The sequence below is a fragment of the Allobosea sp. 05T439 genome, from assembly GCF_056396005.1.
Genome location: NZ_JBFTKP010000022.1, coordinates 89421 through 107253, shown reverse-complemented (window position 1 = coordinate 107253; position 17833 = coordinate 89421). Strand labels below are relative to the sequence as shown.

The following is a 17833-nucleotide window of genomic DNA, read 5'->3' as shown; positions in this document are numbered from 1 at the left end:
CCCTTGAGCAGCGGCCCCAAGGCACAAAACCCATAGGCGCTCGCGCCGGCGGCTTCGTTCAATCCGGCTTCAATGAGGTCGCGCGCCGCGCCTCGCTCCACGATCAGTGCCGCGCGACCTCACAGAACCCTCCAGATTCACAACTGGCGCGATGTCTGATTCATGGGGTTCCGTGTTGAGACGCGGAGCCAATGATGGGGATCAAGCGCTACGAGCTGAATGAGGCGCAATGGCTGCGGATTGCGCCCTTGCTGCCMGGCAAGTCGAGCGATCCAGGTCGGACGGGCTCGGATAACCGCCTGTTTGTGAACGGTTGTCTGTGGGTTCTGCGCTCTGGTGCCCACTGGTGTGACCTGCCCGAGCGCTATGGCAAGTGGAAGACGGTGCATCGGCGTTTCAGTCGCTGGTGCCATACCGGGGTGTGGGAGGCGGTGTTCAACGCGCTGACCGCCGACCGTGATAACCAATATCTGATGCTCGACAGCACCATCGTGCGCGCCCATCAGCAAGCGGCGGCGGGAAAAGGGGGGCCAAGGACCAGGCGCTGGGGCGTTCCAGAGGGGGACTGACCACCAAGGTCCACATGCTCGCCGACAGGCTCGGTCGGCCCTTGCGGTTGCGCATCACGCCCGGCCAGGCCAGCGACATCACAGCCGCTCCCGATCTCCTCGCAGGTCAGGAAGCCGATGCGGCGCTCGCCGACAAAGCCTATGACAGCAACGATTTGCGCAACCAGATTGCCGCAATGAAGGCACAGGCGGTGATCCCGTCCAAGCGCAACCGCAAGGTCTTCATCCCTCACGACGGCGAGATCTACAAACACCGCAACCGGATCGAGCGATGCTTCAATCGCCTCAAGCACTTCCGCCGCTTCGCCACACGCTACGACCGCAGAACCATCCACTTCACAGGCTTCGTCCACCTCGCCGCAGCAATGATATGGCTACGCTGAATGTCGATCCGCTCTAGAACTCGTAGGAGATCTTCAATTTGGCCTGGTGACGGGCGAAGTTGTCGAGATCGAGCCGCCGGCCTGGCGTGGCTTCCGACTTCCCGGCAATCTGGGCGGAGTAGGCCGCGGAGATCGACACGGTCTCGCTGAGCTTGGCGTAGAGGGTCGGGCCGACGAAGACGGCGTGTCCTTCGAAGCTGTTCAACCCGAGCCCGGCATAGGAGCGCAAATAGCGAACCTCGCCGCCGATAAAGACATTGGGGTTGATCTGGATCGCGAGTGCTCCCGAGAGCCCGAGGAGAGAGGACCGCTCCGCTGACTTGCGCCGCGCGGACGCGACGCATGTCTCCAGGGCGTCGTCCTCGGCATAGGGCTGGCACGGCCCGGATAACACGCCTTCCAAGGGCTCGGCTTCGCCATTGAACAGGTTTACGCCGCGCGGGCGGAATTTCTCCAATTCGTAGATCAGGTTGAGTCCACCGAACAACCTCCTGGGAACAAGTTCGGCATCAAGCGCGATCCGCCCCTCCAGCCCCACGCCCCGGCCACGCCCGCCAGCCTCCGCGTCGCGAAAGCTCGCGCCCGGCTCGACGATAAAGGTCAGGCCGACGGGCGAGGCGTCTCCCCGCTTGATAGCCTGCCATTTCAACTCGGCGGCAAAGCCACCGAAGCCGCCGCCGTGGCGATTGTCCAGTCCCGGTACGTCGCGGATCGAGACGCGGTTGCCGACCGCCCCCAACTCGATGCTGAGCCCGTCGACCGGGGCGAACGCAAAGCTGCCACCCAGGCCTCCCGTCCGATACCGGCCGAGGCGCTTGCCGAATGCACCCTCGCCGGCGCCGGAGATTTCGAACTTGCCCTTTTCGAGGATGCTGGTGCCCTCCGTAAAGCCGAACATGTCCTCGGTTTCGGCGCCCTCCTCGGCGTCATCGTCATCCCGGCTGCTCTTGCCGCCGCCACTGGCGCTGGCCTTGAGGACCCCGACACAGTCGTCGAACTGGCGTTCGCCKGCCTCCCGCTCCGCCCGGCGCAGCGTGCCGAGAAGTGTGTCCCGGTCGGGAGGGGCAGGTCTTGCAGCAGTCGCGCTGCGCAGGCGCGCGATGCCGGCGAGGCACTCGCTGCGCTCATCGGCATGGGTTGGGAGAGCCGTGAACAGAAGAGCGGCAGTCGTGGTCAAGACAAGGCGCATGGGACCTCGCGGGAACGATAGGCTGCAGCGCTCGGGATCATGAGGCTGATTCGGCTATAAACCGAGCCCAAGCGTCACGAACAGAATGTGCGCTCTCGCGGAGCACGTCCCCGAACAGCGCGTGCCCACCCTTGGCCCTTGCACGCCCAGGCGCAGTACTCCGCGCAGAGCGAACGGCCCATGGCCGTCCTACCCCGTGCGGAGACCGCGAATTCTGGCGCGCCCCGGTCGCTCTCACCCACGCTCGGGCGGGATGAGGCTCCGCTCGTTCAACTCAGGTAGCGCTTGAACCAGGCGATGGTCCGGTCCCAGGCCAGCTTGGCGGCCGCTTCGTCATAACGGGGGGTGGAGTCGTTGTGGAAGCCATGATTGGCGCCTGGATAGATATAGGCCTCATAGGTTTTCCCGCCCGCCTTCAAGGCCGCCTCATAGGCCGGCCAGCCGGCATTGATGCCGGTGTCGAGAGCGCCGTAATGGATCAGGAGCGGCGCCTTGATCCGCGGCACGTCCTCGGCGCGGGGCTGACGGCCATAGAACGGCACGGCCGCGCCGAGTTCGGGATAGGCGACGGCAGCCGCGTTGGCGACGCCACCGCCATAGCAGAAGCCGGTGATGCCKACCTTGCCGGTGGTCTGATCGCTCTTCATCAGGAATTCGATGGCCGCGAAGAAGTCATTCATCAGCTTCTCCGGATTGACCTGCTGCTGCAGTTCTCGGCCCTTCTCGTCATTGCCGGGATAACCGCCGACGGAGCTCAGGCCATCCGGAGCAAGCGCGATGAAGCCGGCCTTCGCGACCCGGCGCGCGACATCCTCGATATAGGGGTTCAAACCGCGGTTCTCATGCACGACGACCACCGCGGGGACGCGGCCGGATAGTTTTGCCGGACGCACCAGATAGCCGCGGACATCGCCATTCCCCTTCGGCGAGGGGTAGGTGAGGTAACTGGCGGTGATATCGGGGTCCGTGAACGAGATCTGTTGCGCGAGCGCGTAGTCGGGGCTCATCGAGGCCAGGATCGACGCCGCCGTCATGCCACCCACGGCGAATTTGCCGGCGCGATCGAAAAACTCGCGCTTGGTGATCCGTCCGTGCGCATAATAGTCGTACAGTTCGAGCAGTTCCTGCGGAAAATCCTTGGCGGTCAGGCGCGGCACAGTCGTTCTCCCCTGTGGTGTTATTGGCATCACGCGGCCGATCCTACGCGCCGGACCATTCCTGTCTTGGGAATTCCGGTTGCTGCCGTTTCAAGATCGCGTGTTTGACGTCCGGCAGGGACAGGACTGGTGCAAGCGCGATAGTCGAGAGGCACGAAATCGGCCTGGCGGATGTGCCCCTCCCCGCGTGATCTCACCAGCCGTAGCCTTCGACGCAGAGGTCGTCGAGCGCGCCCGGCGTCGCTTCGGCAGGGCCGCGGCATTCTTCTACATGCAAATGCGTCTCAATGCTAAGAATTTGAAATCGTTATCGAATTGACATCATGAGCGTGATTCACTAGGTGCAGACGCATCGGGGAGTAGCGGCGTGCTTCGGCGCGCGATCGCATCAACACGCTCGCGGCGAGGACTGCGTGGTGCGATCAGCCGGATGATTTCGGCCAAGCGAGACCGTGACGGAGAGGCCTTGCGGACAAGGCCCGAGATCCGTCTGGTCCTCCGTCCGCAATTTGAGACTGCCATGTCACCTGCTTCTATCGCCGTGCTCGCCGTGGGCATGTCCGTCGACGCCCTGCTGGCCTCGATCGGGCGGGGCGCCGCCTCCAGCCGCCCGCGTTTCACGCAGGCGCTTCGCACCGGTGTGGTCTTCGGCATCGTTGAGGCCATCACGCCGCTCATAGGCTGGGCCGCGGGGTTTGCCGCAAGCCAGTATGTCGCGGCCGTCGACCACTGGATCGCCTTCGTTCTGCTCGGCATCGTCGGCGGGCGCATGCTCCTGCATTCCATGAAGCCTGCGGCCGAGCGCAATGATGCTGCGCATGGCAACTCGCTCTGGGCCCTGATGGCGACCGCGATCGGCACCAGCATCGATGCCATGGCGGTCGGCGTGTCGCTCGCCTTCCTGGACGTGAACATCTTCGTCGTCGCGCTGGCCATCGGCTTTGCGACATTCGTGATGTCGACGGGGGGCATGATGGCCGGCAACCTGGTCGGCGCCAAATTCGGGCGCTGGGCCGAGCGGATCGGCGGTCTCGCCCTCATCGGCCTCGGCACCTCGATCCTGTTCAGCCACCTGATAGCGGGCTGAACCTCAACCCCGCTCGAATGCGGCCCAGACGGCCTCGGCAACGGGCCCCTGACGGGCCATGGGACGAAACAGCCGGATCTCAATCGGTATGGCCAGGCCGGGATCACCGGCCTGGACCAGTCGGCCGAGCGACATATCCTCCTCCGCCAATGTTCGGGGCAGCCATGCGACCCCGTCTCCGGCGCGCGCCATCGAGAGCAATGTGGCGGCGAGGTGCGATGTAAAGACCGTCTCCAGCGCAACATTTCGATCTGCAGCGCGCCGAAGCCCGGTAATGATCCGCCCCAGGCCGGACTGCTCGCTGTAACCGAGATACTTGACMGGCACAGTGCGCTCGAGCCGCCAGCGCGGCGCCCCATCCTGGTCGGGCGCACAAAGCGGCACGAGCGTATCGGCCCCGACCACGATGCTCTTGAACTGGCTGGTTTCGACCCGGCTGCCAATGCTGGGGTGATGGTGGCAAAGCAGGAACTGCACATCCCCCCGCAGCATCATCTGCTCGCAGGCCTGCATGCTGTCGGAGATCAGGTTGAGGGTCCCAAGGGCCAGGATCTTCTCATTTCCACGAACCCATTTCGGAAAGAACGTGAAGGAAAGGGCGTGGGTTGCCGCGATAGACAACGGACCGGCGCCACGTCCGGCAACCTCCAGGGTATCGCGCCGCAACTGATGCAACGCGCGTGTCAGAACCTCCGCCTGATTGCGGAACTGCTCGCCTGCCGGTGTCAGCGCGACGCTATGCGTGGTGCGGATGAACAAGGGCGCACCGATCCAATCCTCAAGCGCGCGGATCCTCCGGCTGAAGGCCGGCTGGGTCACGTGCCGTGCAGAAGCGGCCCTGGAGAAATTCAAGGCATCAGCCAGCGCCAGGTAATCCTCAAGCCAGATCAGTTCCATTGGTAATGCCTAAAACGCATGATCAATTCCGGCAACAGCATTGGCGTTTGCCGCAAAGCAGTTCTAACCGTCGCTCCCGTCGTCATCTGCGGCTGTTCCCGCCCCTCAGCGGAGGTTCCGCCGGACGGCGCCCGAACAGAGGCAAGCAAGCGCCTCGCGGAACGGAATGGGGCGCCTTATCGAATGGAAAACTGGTCAATAATCAGCAGGATCAGCGAATTCTGCCTCCGGCGTCGATCGACCTTCGAGCAGGTTCGGACGGGCCTCGCCCAAGGTCGACACCAGCTTGCAGCGGATCGCCCAGGCTTCACCAGGCGAGCGAATGTCCCCAGCCTCCCCTCTTCGGAAACATTCGCTGTCGGCATAGCCAAGCCGAGCGGTCCCACGGAGGCCAGCAGGCCGGGATCGCGCCGGGCCTGGCGCATTGACGCTCCACCAGCACAAAATCCAGAACCGAACGGAAGGACCTGACCATGCGTATCGTCGATGTCGTCGAGATCACGAAGCCCATCGCCTCTCCCATCCGCAACGCCTATATCGACTTCTCGAAGATGACGGCGAGCCTTGTTGCCGTCGTGACCGATGTCGTGCGCGACGGCCGACGCGTAGTTGGATACGGCTTCAATTCCAACGGGCGCTATGGCCAGGGCGGCCTCATCCGAGAGCGCTTCCGCAATCGCATTCTCGAGGCCGAGCCGAAGAGCCTGCTCGATGATGCCGGCACCAATCTCGATCCCCAGCGCGTCTGGGCAGCGATGATGTCGAATGAGAAGCCGGGCGGACATGGCGAGCGCTCCGTCGCGGTCGGCACTCTCGACATGGCGGTCTGGGATGCGGTCGCGAAGATCGCCGGCAAGCCCCTGTTCCGCCTTCTGGCCGAGAAGAAGGGCCGCGAAGCCGATCCGCGTGTCTTCGTCTATGCGGCAGGCGGCTACTATTATCCAGGAAAGGACAACTCGGCGCTCCAGGCGGAGATGCGGGGCTATCTCGATCGTGGCTACACTGTCGTCAAGATGAAAATCGGTGGGGCCCCGATCGACGAGGACCGCGAGCGCATCGAGGCGGCGCTGAAGGAGATCGGATCGCAAGCCCAGCTGGCGGTGGATGCGAATGGCCGTTTCGACCTGGAGACCGGCATCGCCTACGCCAAGATGCTGCGGGATTATCCTCTATTCTGGTACGAGGAAGTMGGCGATCCGCTCGACTACGCCCTCCAGGCCGCCCTCTCGGAATTCTATCCGGGGCCGATGGCGACGGGCGAGAACCTCTTCTCTCACCAGGACGCACGCAACCTGCTGCGCTACGGCGGCATGCGCCCGGATCGCGACTGGCTTCAGTTCGACTGCGCCCTGTCATACGGGCTTGTCGAATATCTCAGAACGCTCGATGTCCTCCAGCAATTTGGCTGGTCGCCGTCCCGCTGCATTCCCCATGGCGGGCATCAGATGTCGCTGAATATTGCGGCTGGCCTCGGCCTGGGCGGCAACGAGAGCTACCCCGATCTCTTCCAGCCCTATGGCGGCTTCCCGGATTCGGTTCGTGTCGAGGACGGCCACATCGTCATGCCGGACCTGCCGGGAATCGGATTCGAGGGAAAATCCGACCTGATCAAGGTCATGCGAGCGCTGGCTGAGTGAGCGCGCGCTGATGCAGCCAATGCAGCGCGATCGTCAGGGGCAGCGGATCGACGAGAACCGTCGGCGGGTTGACGCGCAGGGGGCGGGCCATCTAGCACGCGGCAGGTTGACACGGCCGGGGCGGCTCGATGCGCCTCGTCGTGGTTCCCAGCCGAATGCGGCTAGCTGGGGTGACAGGCGTGGTGGAGCCAACGGTCTTCGGAACCCTCGGTCGCAACCGTCTGCGCCGCAACGCGCGTGCGGCCTGGCTACGCTTCAGACGGGACCTGCCACGGCGGCTGCGCAGCGACGAGATCGCGCTCGTCGTCTTCGCCGGCCTGGTCGGCATCGCGGCCGGCCTGCTCGTCGTTGCGATGGTCGGGGCTTCGAAATTCCTGCACCTGTCCTTTTTTGCGACCCATAAGGGCGACGTCAGCGGCGCAGCCCTGGTCGATCCGCTCCGCGCGGTCGCAATACCTGTCCTGGGGGGCCTCTTGATGGGAGTGCTCGGCGTGGTGCTGGCTCGCCGCAGGCGGGGCTCCGTCGTCGACCCGATCGAGGCCAATGCTCTCCACGGCGGGCGCCTGTCGCTTCGGGACAGCCTGATCCTCGTGGCCCAGACGCTGGTCTCGAACGGTTTTGGCGCGTCCGTTGGCATGGAGGCCGGCTATACGCAGGGCGGTGCCGCCTTCGCCTCCAAGATCGGACGCCTGCTGCAGGTCCGGCGCGCCGACTTGCGGGTGCTGGTCGGCTGCGGCGCCGCCGGCGCGATCGCCGCGGCCTTCGATGCGCCGCTGACCGGCGCCTTCTACGCCTTCGAGCTCATCATCGCGACCTATACCGTCGCGATGCTCGCCCCGGTCGTCGTCGCCTCGCTCTGCGCCATAGGCGTGACCCGGCTCTTCCTGACGCCGATGCCGTTCCAGGTCGACATCACCGCGCCGCTCACCGGGCAGGACTATGTCCTCGTGATGGTGATGGGGGCACTCTGCGCCGGCCTCGGCATCCTGCTGATGCGGGGCGTATCGCTGGCCGAGTACCTGTTCAGGCAAAGCCGACTGCCGCTCGCCCTGCGTCCCGCCATCGGGGGGTTGATGGTGGGCCTGCTGGCCCTGCTGACGCCGACCGTCCTGTCCTCGGGACACAGCGCGCTGCATGTCGGCTTCGCCGCCGACTACACGGCGTCCTTCCTCCTCACCGTGATCCTGCTGAAATCGATCGCCTCGGCGGTCTCGATCGGCTCCGGCTTTCGCGGCGGCCTGTTCTTCGCCTCGCTCTTCATCGGCGCCATGTTCGGCAAGCTGATGGCTCTGGCCTGGACCGCCGGGTTCGGGATTCCGGCCGCTTCGACGGTCTTCGCCGTCGTCGGCATGAGCGCGATGGCAACCGCAGTCGTCGGTGGCCCGCTGACCATGGCCCTGCTCGCCCTGGAGACGACGGGGAGCCTGCCGCTCACGGTGGCGGTGCTCGCCGCCTCGGTCGTCTCCTCGATCACGGTGCGCCGCACCTTCGGCTATTCCTTCGCGACCTGGCGCTTCCACCTGCGCGGCGAGGCGATCCGCAGCGCTGCCGATATCGGCTGGGTTCGCGACCTCGCCGTCGGGCGCATGATGCGCCGGGATGTCCGGACGGTCGCGGAAGGCACATCCCTCGAAGGCTTCCGCCGCGCATTCCCGCTGGGCGCGAACCAGCGCGCCGTGCTGGTCGATGGACAGGGCCGCTATGCCGGCCTGGTGCTGGTATCCGAGGCGTATGGCGCCGATCTGGAGGTCGCCACGGTCGCTGAACTCGCCCGCAACCAGAAGGACGTCCTGCTGCCTTCGATGAATATCCGCGAGGCTGCGGCGCTGTTTGCCGCATCGCAGAGCGAGGAACTCGCCGTCGTCGACAGTCGCGAGACGCTGCAAGTGATCGGCCTTCTGACCGAGCAGTTCGCCCTGCGCCGCTACAATGCGGAGCTCGATCGCCAAAGCCGCGACCTGACCGGCGGCTGAGCGCAACCCAAACAGGGGGGCTCCCGCCCCTCCGCTGCCGCGATTGCGGAGCCCCTGGGCCCGAGAACGCAGAAGGGCCGCCAATCCCGGCGGCCGCTTCATCCCGAAACCCGGCGGGCTTCGACCTGTGGGAACGCCTGGATCAGAGACGGCGCCGGCCCCAACCCGGCATTTCGCGCTGCTCGTCACGGTGGCCACCTCCAAGCACCGCCCCGAACCAGCCCGCGGCAGCACCGACGAGAAGCACGGCGGCCGTCAGGAAGGCCGAGATGATGCCGACCTTCCGTGCCTTTTCGGCGGCCTGCTTCGCCGTCTCCTTGGCCTGGTTCAGTTTTGCCAGCGTGTCATCGACACGCTTTTCCGCCTCGGGCTTGCCGATCCCGGCACGGCTTGCCATGCGGGTCGCGATATAGTCGCGGTCCGCCGGATCGAGCGTGCCATTCCCCATCGCCGTCGACATCAGCCGGCTCAGCTCCGAACGCTCTTCGGGCGTCACCGGCGCACCGGCGCCGGGCGCCCGCAGGATGCCATCGATGGCCGAGCCGAGCGGATCCGGCTGCAGCTTCAGGAGCGAAGTCGCCCCCGAGGTTGCGGCTGCCGCGCCCTCAAGGGCTGTGCGGCCCGCGCCAACAGCCGATGACGTCGCGATGAAAGCCAGCAGGAGCGCCCCCGTTGCCCAGACCAGGAGGCCATGCGCTCCGTCACGCATCTCCCGTTCGTGGGCGGTGGCATCGGGAACAGGGCGCCGCATCCGGCCGGCCACATAGCCGCCGGCAATGCAGGCCGAGACGGTGACCCAGAGCGCCCATAGCGCTGCTGCGATGCCGAGCACGGCGAGCGAAGAGCTGCGCGAAGGCTCCGCCGAAACCAAGGAAAGCCCGATCGCCGATCCGAAGGCCGTCATGATCGAGGAGATGGCGGCTGCGAGCACCGCTCCCCCCAGGATGGGGGCCCATTCCAGATAGGAGGACGGAGCCGGCGCGACCGCGATCGAGACATCGGTTTCTGTGGGAAGAACAGCCATTCTCGCCTCCTCTCAACGCAGACCAAGGAACGAGAGGATGGCCATGACCACCACAATCAACCCGACGAGATAGATGATACCGTCCATTGCCCCCTCCTCCTGATTGCCCGTGGCCAGCGCCACAATCGAGCAACCTCCGGTGGGGCATTCGGTTCCCTGCGCTATGGGGCGGCCTCTCAGGCCAGCGAACGAGCGGCTACCATTGCTCAGGACGACCGGCTGAAGCTGCGCCGTGACGTCGCGATGCTCCCGGCTCCGCAGCGTGCTCTGTATTTCTCGTCCACGGGCATGTTGGGCTGATCCGCCCGCTCGTTGCTCCTCGCCCATACGATCGCGCGCAATTACGACCCCTGCCCGCACTTCGCGCCAATAAATCGTTTGGTCGATGCGGCGAGATGCTCGGTGCCTCGGTGGAAATCTCCGTCGTATAAAAATTCCTTGCTGCCCATGTGGAGAATAAATCTGCGGTATCCMACATAGGCGCCGAAGCTATTCTTTGAATCGATCCATCCGCAAAGGTATACGTTCTCAGACACAGGCCTGACATTTCTGATTTTAGTCGAAGTACCGTCGTTCATGTGCAGATCGATAGCCTCAATCAGGGTTGCTCGGTCTATCGGCTCCAGCTTGGCCAAACTGCCATCGATATCTTCGAATGCGACGACGCCTGTCACGAGCAGCGCCGCAATGACCACAATGGACATTCGCAACATCTGGCTTCAATCCTCTATGACAGGCCAAGTTCGCTGAACAGCAGGGTGTCGTTGCCAGCAGTTCGGATCGCGCGGTCGGCAGCCGATCATCCACCCCGCCCTCGATTATCGTCAACACCCAGCGGACGAGGCGCTCGGCCGTTMGGCAGCGGGTGCCACGCGCGGCTCGCTGTAGCGGCAGGTCGGGCCGATCCGCGGCAGGACCGGCACAGGCAGACAAAAAAAGACCCGCCGCCCCTTTCGGAGCAGCGGGCAAACTCGGGCGACCCGAGGGTCGCTGGATTCGGGCCTCAGCCCTTGGTCACGATCGGCGAAGCCACCGGCGGCGGGGCTTTGCCTTTGCCCTTGCCGTACATATCGGCGGCACAGCCACCAATGCCCATCAGCCCCACAGAAACGGCCAGAACCAGTATGGTTTTCATATCGGTTATCCCTCGTTGCCAGGACGACGACGCCGCCCATCCAATGTAGCATGACGGAAGGGAAATTCCCATTTCCCCGATCGGTTCCATCGATTGAGGAAGTTATCGTGCGAAGGTTAACGAAAAAGACCCACCATCTCTCTCGGGATGGCGGGCCAGTTCGTGGGAATCCTCGCGGATCACTGTGAAACGAACGGGCATCCCTCCGGTTCCCGATGGGCCGCCCTGGGCGCCCCGGTCGCCCGCGTCCTGGCCGGCACGGTGCCGGGACGCGACTGCTGACGGGTCAAGCGCAGGCCGGCTCTGCACATGCCGGATTGGCAAGGTTGCAGAGGCTAGACGAGCGATCCGAACCTTGTTGCCCGCGAATTTCATGAATTTCGTACCGAATTCAACGGCACCGGCTGAGCGCTCCGGAGACGGGCCAGTCGGCGGCGATCCGATGCCAGCGCGCGGCTAGAGCGTCTTGCGAAGAACCCATTCGCCATGGCGCGTGGTCTCATTCGCCTCTGTAAATCCAAGCGACAGGTAAAAGCCCAGCGGGCTGTGCTGGCCCAGAACAACGCTGGTGATCAAGGTATCGAAGCCGAGCGCACGCCATTCCGTAAAGGCCAATTCCATCGCGGCACGCGCATGGCCTTTTCCCTGGTGCTTCCTGTCGACCATGAAGCGCCAGAGATAAGCCGATTTCGGCTGTTCCCCGCTGCGCCACAGGATGAAGCCCACGGGCTCGTCATCCGCATAGATCGCTCGAAACATCGATGTCGGCTCGAAATGAGCCTGAGCTATCGATACCGCTACAGGCGCAACATAGGTGCGCTGTTCGTCGGCGACCTCCAGGCTGCAGATCGATCGAACGGTTGCGGCGGTCACTTCGCGCAGCTCGACGCCCATGCTTCGCCTATCCGCGTCCCACCCGATCTGCCGCATTCCTAGCAGCAAACCGCTTTGACGCCTCCTGCCCAACGGAAAGACCCACCACCGTTCTGCATGGTGGGCCCATCCCGCAGGCCGAGCCTTGCGGGTTCCCGACCTTCCGGCTCAAGCCAGGGTACGAACCTTTGGCTCGCGGCCCCATTGGCGCGTGCAGGCGGGGGCAAGAAAGGCCTGAGCCTTGGCACCGAGCTCCACGACGCCCGCATCCGCGACGATGCCCGCCTTGTCGAGGAGCGGTTTCGCTTCGGCGCTGAAGCCGATCGCCTTGAGATGGCCAAAGGCGTCCTTGGCGAAATCGATGGCTGCGCCCTCGCTGAGCAGGGCTGCGCAACCTGCTTCGGACAGCACGAGGGCGATAGCGTCGAACATCACCGACGGCGTGCCCGCCAGTTGACCGTCGGCCTTCAGCGTCCTGCCGCCCTTCAAGGTCACGCCGCCGATCCTTGGCGCGACGATCTTGACCGTGCCGCCCTCGCCCTCGACGGCCTTTCCAAGCATGTCGATCAAGGCTCCGTCCGCCCCGTCCGAAACCAGGACACCGACCACCCGGCCCTTCAGCGTCTCGGGATACTTGCCGACGATGCGCAGGGCTGGCGAAACCTCCATGTCCTGCGGGGCCACGGCCGGCGCCGATGCCTTGGGCAGCGCCATGTTCATCCCGTCCGCGACGCGACCGGCCAGTGTCTCGTCGACATTGCGTAGATTGGAGAGAACCCGCAAGCGGACATGGTCGAGCGAGACCTTCGACAGCTCGAAGACCAGCGCGCTGGCGATGTGGGCCTGCTCGATCTCCGTCTGCGATCGAAAGAACAGTCGGGCGTGCGAGTAATGGTCGGCGAAACTCTCCGAACGCAGCCTGAGCTTCGTCTCCTCCACCGGCAGGGCGAAGGTCCGGAAGCCGCCGTTCGGATCCTCGCGCGGCCCGCCGTCCTCGCCGGCCTCGCTGAGGCTGTTGGGCTCGTAATTCGCGCGCCCCGTGAACACCTTTGTCTGCATCTGCCCGTCGCGCTGCAGATTCTGGAAGGGACAGCCCTTGGCCTTGTTGATCGGGATCTGGTGGAAGTTGACGGTGCCAAGGCGCGAGAGCTGCGTGTCCTGATAGGAGAAAAGCCGCCCCTGCAGCAGCGGATCCTCCGAGACATCGATGCCCGGCGGCATGTTGGTCGGCAGGAAGGCGACCTGCTCCGTCTCGGCAAAGAAGTTGTCCGGGTTGCGATTGAGCACCATGCGGCCGATGAAGCGGATCGGCACGAGCTCCTCGGGTATCAGCTTGGTGGCATCGAGAATGTCGAATGGCAGCGCGTCCGCCTCCTTCTGGCTCAGGAGCTGGACACCGAACTCCCATTCCGGAAAATCACCCGCAGCGATGGCTTCATGCAGATCGCGACGGTGATAATCGGGATCGGCACCGGCGATCTTCACGGCCTCGTCCCAGCAAGTCGATTGCGTGCCGAGCTTCGGCCGCCAGTGGAACTTGACGAAGGTCGGCTCATCCTTGTCGTTCAAAAGCCGGAAGGTGTTGACTCCAAAACCCTCCATCATGCGCAACGAACGCGGAATGGCCCGGTCCGACATCGCCCACATGATCATGTGGGTGGCCTCGGGCATCAGGCCGATGAAATCCCAGAAGGTGTCATGGGCGCTGGCGGCCTGCGGATATCCGCGATCGGCCTCCATCTTCACGGCGTGAATGAGATCGGGAAACTTGATCGCGTCCTGGATGAAGAAGACCGGGATGTTGTTGCCGACGAGGTCCCAGTTGCCCTCCCGGGTGTAGAACTTGACCGCAAAGCCACGCACATCGCGCGGCGTGTCGACAGAACCGGCGCCGCCCGCGACGGTCGAGAAGCGCGTGAACAGCTCCGTCTTGACGCCGACTTCGGTGAGGATCCTGGCGCGGGTGAATTCGGCCAGCGACTCAGTCAGCTCGAAATAGCCGTGCGCCGCCGAGCCGCGTGCATGGACGATCCTCTCGGGAATGCGCTCGTGGTCGAAATGCTGGATCTTTTCCCGGAGCACGAAATCCTCGAGCAGGGTCGGGCCACGCCGCCCCGCCCTGAGCGAGTTCTGGTTGTCGCTCACCGGCACGCCGTGGTTCGTCGTGATCCGCTTGTCCGGAGCAGAAGCAGTCTGGTGCGTCTCGCCCCCGTTGCCGGGGTTTGCCCTTGGCGTTCCCGTCGATCTTGATTTGCTCATGATGGCTGCCCGTCGCTGGCTTGCAAGTCGTCGGGGCCAGGTTTGGCGCCGCCCGGATCTTGCATGTGCGGCTCCAACGTCCGAGCCGGCCGCCCGTTCCCACCGAGACCGCTCCCGAAGCCCTGGTCCGGCGCCGACAGCGCGGGATCGAGTGCTCGCCTGCGCTGACGGTTGCTCGCCCCGGTTCCTTGCCAAAAGCTCGCCCTCAGAGGTATCGAACTGCCGAACGGCGGCCAGAGTTGTCGGCAATGATCCGCTGAGAACAGCGACGCCGATCGGTCGGTTGCTCCAACCGCTGCTCGCCTCGGCCGCCCCGATCCCGTTCACCGGCAATGTCAGCCGGCCCGACCGGCGCGCGCCAGGCCATGCGAGACGAGACGATCGATGATTTCGGCATAGCTCACGCCGCTGGCGGCCATCGCCTTGGAATACATGCTGATATTGGTGAAGCCCGGAATCGTGTTCACCTCGTTCACGAGAGGCTGCATATCCGCCGTCAGGAAGAAATCGACGCGCGCCATGCCATCGCAGCCGAGAGCCCTGAATGCCCTGGCGGCCATCTCCCGCATCTGCGCCTCGACCTCTGCGGGCAATTCCGCCGGTACCTTCAACGCCGCACCGTTCTCGTCGATATATTTGGCGTCGTAGCTGTAGAAGCCATGGCTCACGGCCGGAACGATCTCTCCGGGCCGGGATACGAACAATCCGCCCCTTTGATCTTCCAGCACACTGAATTCKATCTCGCGCCCCTGGATGAATTCTTCGGCAAGCAACTTGCGGTCATGCCGGAACCCCTCGCTCAGCGCCGGCCTGAATTCCTGGCTTCCGGAGACCTTTCTGACGCCGATCGAAGAGCCCTGCCGCGCCGGCTTGATGAAAAGCGGTAGCCCAAGTTCTCGTTCCAAAGCAGGAAGGTCAGGTGCAGCATCGTCGCTAATGGTCACGGATCGGGCGACCGGAAGGCCGGCTGCCCGCAGCAGGCGCTTGGCGATATCCTTGTCCAGCGCCGCCGCAGAGCCGAGGATGCCGCAGCCCGCGAGCGGCACGCGCGCGACTTCCGCAAGCCCCTGTATCGAACCGTCCTCGCCATAGAGCCCGTGCAGGACGGGAAACAGGATGTCGATCGTCCCGGCGTCGACCATCCTGCCGCCGGCCTCGATCGCGATCATTCGCCCGCGTCCGCCCGGGACGAGGGAGACCTCCGTACCGCTCTCGGGTTTGGCGAGCATGCCCCCCTCGAGGCGGCTCAGCAGCCATTGCCCTTCGCGCGTCACGAAAATCGGTACCGCGTCATATTTCGCGGGCTCCAGGGCATTCATCACATTGGTGGCCGACAGCACGGACACGTCATGCTCGGCAGAGCGTCCGCCGAACAGCACGGCAATCCGCAATCGGGGCGAAGACATCGACATCAGGAACTCCAGGAGATTCGCTTTGCAGAAGGCTCAAAAACCGACCGCGAAGCCGTGATGGGCGAAGACGCGGTCGAAGAGGGCCTGCAGCGGCGTGGCGCCTGCATCTCCATCCCTGCTTCTCCTCGTCGATCTGCGGCGGCACTTTGAAAGTGGCTCAATCAGAATGCATTATTGATTCATTTTACAGAGCCACTATACGATTCCACCCTGAGCCACTTGGTGAGCCATTTGGATGGGAGGCTTGATGAACCTGAAGCGGCGCAGGGAAAGCCCATCGGCTCGCTTTCAGCCGGGTATCAATCCATCCTCCCCGGCATCCCTGGCGCGGCAGCTCTACCTTGCCCTGCGCGGTGCGATTGCCGACGGCCGGTTGGATGCGGGACAGCGCCTGCCCTCGACCCGCCTGGCGTCGCAGGAGTGGAAGCTGTCGCGCGGCACCATTGCCGAGGCCTATGAGATCCTGATCGCCGAGGGCTATGCCATCGCCCGCCACGGGTCGGGCACCTATATTTCTGCAGGCGTTCCGGATGGGCTCTTGAGAGCCGGTGAACGCAAGGAGCCAGCGGCTCATGCGACCAGCCGCGCGCTCTCGCAAGCGGTCACGCGGGTTCTGACCTGCGGACCCAGCCTCGAACCACAAAAGCCCCTGCCGTTTGTGACCGGCCGGATCGCCCATGATGAGCGGACCGCAGGCCTCCTGAGCCGCATTGCCGGCCGGCACATGAACTACGCCTTTGAAGGCTATGGCGATATTCAGGGGGAGCCCGCGCTTCGGGCCGCGATCGCCGCTCACCTGGCCGTTTCGAGGGGGGTGCGCTGTACGCCTGATCAGTTGTTCATCACGGCCGGAACGCAGCAGGCGCTCGACCTGGCTTTTCGCGTGCTGGCCTCACCTGGCGACAGCGTCGTTGTCGAGGACCCGTGTTATCCGCCGGCCAGACAATGCCTGACTCTCAATGGCGCGCAGATCGTCGGCCTGCCCGTGGATCACGAGGGGGTCATGACGGAGGTCTTGGCGGCCGGCTCGCTGCAACCACCGGCGCTGTTCTATGTGACGCCGTCAAACCAGTATCCGGTCGGCTCCGTTCTTTCCCTGCCGCGGCGGCTCGAGCTTCTCGCCTATGCAAGGGGGCATGGCTGCTGGATTGTCGAGGACGACTATGACAGCGAATTTCGCTATGACGGTCATCCGATCGCCTCGCTGCAAGGCCTGGATCAGGCCAATCGTGTCCTCTACACCGGCACGTTCAGCAAAGCCCTGCTGCCGAGCCTGCGGCTTGGCTATCTCGTGGTCCCGGCCGATCTGGTGCCGGTGTTCCGGGCGGTGCGCCCGGCGCTTGACCGCTGCCCGCCGACTTTCCAGCAACGCGTCGTCGGCGATTTTCTCAATGAGGGCTATTTTCCAGCCCATCTGCGCCGCCTCAGGGAGCGACTGCGCGCGTCGCGGGATCTGCTGACGGGCCTCCTGAGGGACCGTGCCAGCGAGCATCTTGCCGTCGTCGTTCCCGATCAGGGCATCAATCTCACCGCACGCAGCACGGGGACCTGGAGCAACGACAGGGCTGTCTCCGCGGCCGCCCTGGCGAAGGGCGTCGTCGTCATGCCGCTGTCCCGGATGAACGTCGCATCCTCCGATACATCGAGACTGCTGTTCGGATTTTCCGGGCTTTCCGAGGCGGAAGCCGATCTGGGAACGCGGCTTCTGGCGGAGGTGCTCGACGGTACGGATTTTCGCAAGGCGCCCGATTGAGGCGGCAATCCGGGAGGCGCGAGGCCGGTATCCGACCGCTCAGTCCGGGTCTCGCGGAAACGCCTGGATGCCGGTGGGCAGCGCAACCCATCCATGCCGCCGGATGTCGTAGACGGACACCTGGGGCAGCGGGAAATCCGGGTCGCCGAAGGCGCCGACAGCAACCGAGACCGCCCCGGTCGCCCCCTCCTCGCTGTGGAAGAGATTGCTCCCGCAGACCGGACAGAAGCGGAATTTGAACGCCGCTCCCTGGTCGCCGGTACGAACATATTCGAACGCCCGCCCGGACACCGTGTAGGGAGCGGCAAAGCTGGCCAGATAGGCGAAAGCGCTTCCCGTTCGGCTCTGACATGCCAGGCAATGGCACAGGCCGACCCCACGCGGCTCGCCTTCGACGGTGATGCTCAGCTGGCCGCATGTGCAGGAGGCGACGCGTTGCATGGGATCTCCCGAGCGTCAGAGCCACCTGCACGCAGCGGATGCCC

Annotated in this window: 15 protein-coding genes; 5 read left to right on the top strand and 10 right to left on the bottom strand. The window is 64.6% G+C overall.

Going from position 1 to position 17833, the window contains the following annotated elements:
• Positions 1 to 200: 200 nt before the first annotated feature.
• A protein-coding gene (locus AC1DIO_RS23000; RefSeq protein ID WP_476854120.1) for an IS5 family transposase occupies positions 201 to 952 on the top strand; the annotation gives its coding sequence in 2 pieces (ribosomal slippage) (positions 201 to 537 and positions 537 to 952; 753 coding nt in all).
• Positions 953 to 965: 13 nt separating this feature from the next.
• Here AC1DIO_RS23000 and AC1DIO_RS22995 read toward each other — a convergent pair.
• Together AC1DIO_RS22995 and yghX are read right to left on the bottom strand one after the other, a co-directional pair.
• Complete coding sequence (locus AC1DIO_RS22995) at positions 966 to 2141, bottom strand: hypothetical protein (protein ID WP_441507917.1); 1176 nt, start codon at positions 2139 to 2141, stop codon at positions 966 to 968.
• Positions 2142 to 2410: 269 nt separating this feature from the next.
• Positions 2411 to 3298 carry a YghX family hydrolase gene (yghX, locus tag AC1DIO_RS22990; protein WP_441507918.1) on the bottom strand — a complete coding sequence of 296 codons (888 nt, stop codon included), beginning with the start codon at positions 3296 to 3298 and terminating at the stop codon, positions 2411 to 2413.
• Positions 3299 to 3818: 520 nt separating this feature from the next.
• Here yghX and AC1DIO_RS22985 point away from each other — a divergent pair.
• Positions 3819 to 4385 carry a manganese efflux pump MntP gene (locus AC1DIO_RS22985; RefSeq protein WP_441507919.1) on the top strand — a complete coding sequence of 189 codons (567 nt, stop codon included), beginning with the start codon at positions 3819 to 3821 and terminating at the stop codon, positions 4383 to 4385.
• Between the two features lie 3 nt (positions 4386 to 4388).
• On the opposite strand, the gene AC1DIO_RS22980 is transcribed toward AC1DIO_RS22985, so the two are convergent.
• Entirely contained in the window at positions 4389 to 5282 is an 894-nt protein-coding gene (locus AC1DIO_RS22980) for a LysR substrate-binding domain-containing protein (protein ID WP_441507920.1), read from the bottom strand.
• Between the two features lie 467 nt (positions 5283 to 5749).
• On the opposite strand from AC1DIO_RS22980, the gene AC1DIO_RS22975 reads away from it, so the two are divergent.
• Entirely contained in the window at positions 5750 to 6919 is a 1170-nt protein-coding gene (locus AC1DIO_RS22975; protein ID WP_441507953.1) for a mandelate racemase/muconate lactonizing enzyme family protein, read from the top strand.
• Between the two features lie 155 nt (positions 6920 to 7074).
• A complete protein-coding gene (locus AC1DIO_RS22970) occupies positions 7075 to 8892 on the top strand; it encodes a chloride channel protein (RefSeq protein ID WP_441507954.1) in 1818 nt (605 codons plus the stop codon).
• Positions 8893 to 9034: 142 nt separating this feature from the next.
• Here the strand turns inward: AC1DIO_RS22970 and AC1DIO_RS22965 are convergent, their stop codons facing one another.
• The 6 genes from AC1DIO_RS22965 to AC1DIO_RS22940 form a co-directional block, all read right to left on the bottom strand.
• Entirely contained in the window at positions 9035 to 9916 is an 882-nt protein-coding gene (locus AC1DIO_RS22965) for a hypothetical protein (RefSeq protein WP_441507921.1), read from the bottom strand.
• 341 nt (positions 9917 to 10257) lie between these two features.
• Positions 10258 to 10620 (bottom strand): hypothetical protein, encoded by a 363-nt coding sequence (locus AC1DIO_RS22960; protein WP_441507922.1) that lies wholly within the window; start codon positions 10618 to 10620, stop codon positions 10258 to 10260.
• Between the two features lie 299 nt (positions 10621 to 10919).
• The gene (locus tag AC1DIO_RS22955; protein WP_113517473.1) at positions 10920 to 11051 is read right to left on the bottom strand and encodes an ABC transporter; all 132 of its coding nucleotides are present in this window, start codon (positions 11049 to 11051) and stop codon (positions 10920 to 10922) included.
• 456 nt (positions 11052 to 11507) lie between these two features.
• Positions 11508 to 11945 (bottom strand): GNAT family N-acetyltransferase, encoded by a 438-nt coding sequence (locus AC1DIO_RS22950; protein WP_441507923.1) that lies wholly within the window; start codon positions 11943 to 11945, stop codon positions 11508 to 11510.
• Between the two features lie 147 nt (positions 11946 to 12092).
• Positions 12093 to 14183 carry a catalase gene (locus AC1DIO_RS22945; RefSeq protein ID WP_441507924.1) on the bottom strand — a complete coding sequence of 697 codons (2091 nt, stop codon included), beginning with the start codon at positions 14181 to 14183 and terminating at the stop codon, positions 12093 to 12095.
• A gap of 335 nt (positions 14184 to 14518) precedes the next feature.
• A complete protein-coding gene (locus tag AC1DIO_RS22940; RefSeq protein WP_441507925.1) occupies positions 14519 to 15595 on the bottom strand; it encodes a D-alanine--D-alanine ligase family protein in 1077 nt (358 codons plus the stop codon).
• Positions 15596 to 15842: 247 nt separating this feature from the next.
• On the opposite strand from AC1DIO_RS22940, the gene pdxR reads away from it, so the two are divergent.
• Positions 15843 to 17348: a MocR-like pyridoxine biosynthesis transcription factor PdxR gene (gene pdxR / locus AC1DIO_RS22935; protein ID WP_441507926.1), complete on the top strand. Its 1506-nt coding sequence runs from the start codon at positions 15843 to 15845 to the stop codon at positions 17346 to 17348.
• Positions 17349 to 17387: 39 nt separating this feature from the next.
• On the opposite strand, the gene AC1DIO_RS22930 is transcribed toward pdxR, so the two are convergent.
• Positions 17388 to 17789, bottom strand: coding sequence for a GFA family protein (locus tag AC1DIO_RS22930; protein ID WP_441507927.1), 402 nt, complete (start codon positions 17787 to 17789; stop codon positions 17388 to 17390).
• Positions 17790 to 17833: the final 44 nt, after the last annotated feature.

Coding starts and splice junctions, on each gene's coding strand:
- AC1DIO_RS22985 (WP_441507919.1), top strand. CDS start 3,819: ATGTCACCTGCTTCTATCGCCGTGCTCGCCGTGGGCATGTCCGTCGAC.
- AC1DIO_RS22970 (WP_441507954.1), top strand. CDS start 7,075: ATGCGGCTAGCTGGGGTGACAGGCGTGGTGGAGCCAACGGTCTTCGGA.
- AC1DIO_RS22965 (WP_441507921.1), bottom strand. CDS start 9,916: ATGGCTGTTCTTCCCACAGAAACCGATGTCTCGATCGCGGTCGCGCCG.
- AC1DIO_RS22955 (WP_113517473.1), bottom strand. CDS start 11,051: ATGAAAACCATACTGGTTCTGGCCGTTTCTGTGGGGCTGATGGGCATT.
- AC1DIO_RS22950 (WP_441507923.1), bottom strand. CDS start 11,945: ATGGGCGTCGAGCTGCGCGAAGTGACCGCCGCAACCGTTCGATCGATC.
- AC1DIO_RS22945 (WP_441507924.1), bottom strand. CDS start 14,183: ATGAGCAAATCAAGATCGACGGGAACGCCAAGGGCAAACCCCGGCAAC.
- pdxR (WP_441507926.1), top strand. CDS start 15,843: ATGAACCTGAAGCGGCGCAGGGAAAGCCCATCGGCTCGCTTTCAGCCG.
- AC1DIO_RS22930 (WP_441507927.1), bottom strand. CDS start 17,789: ATGCAACGCGTCGCCTCCTGCACATGCGGCCAGCTGAGCATCACCGTC.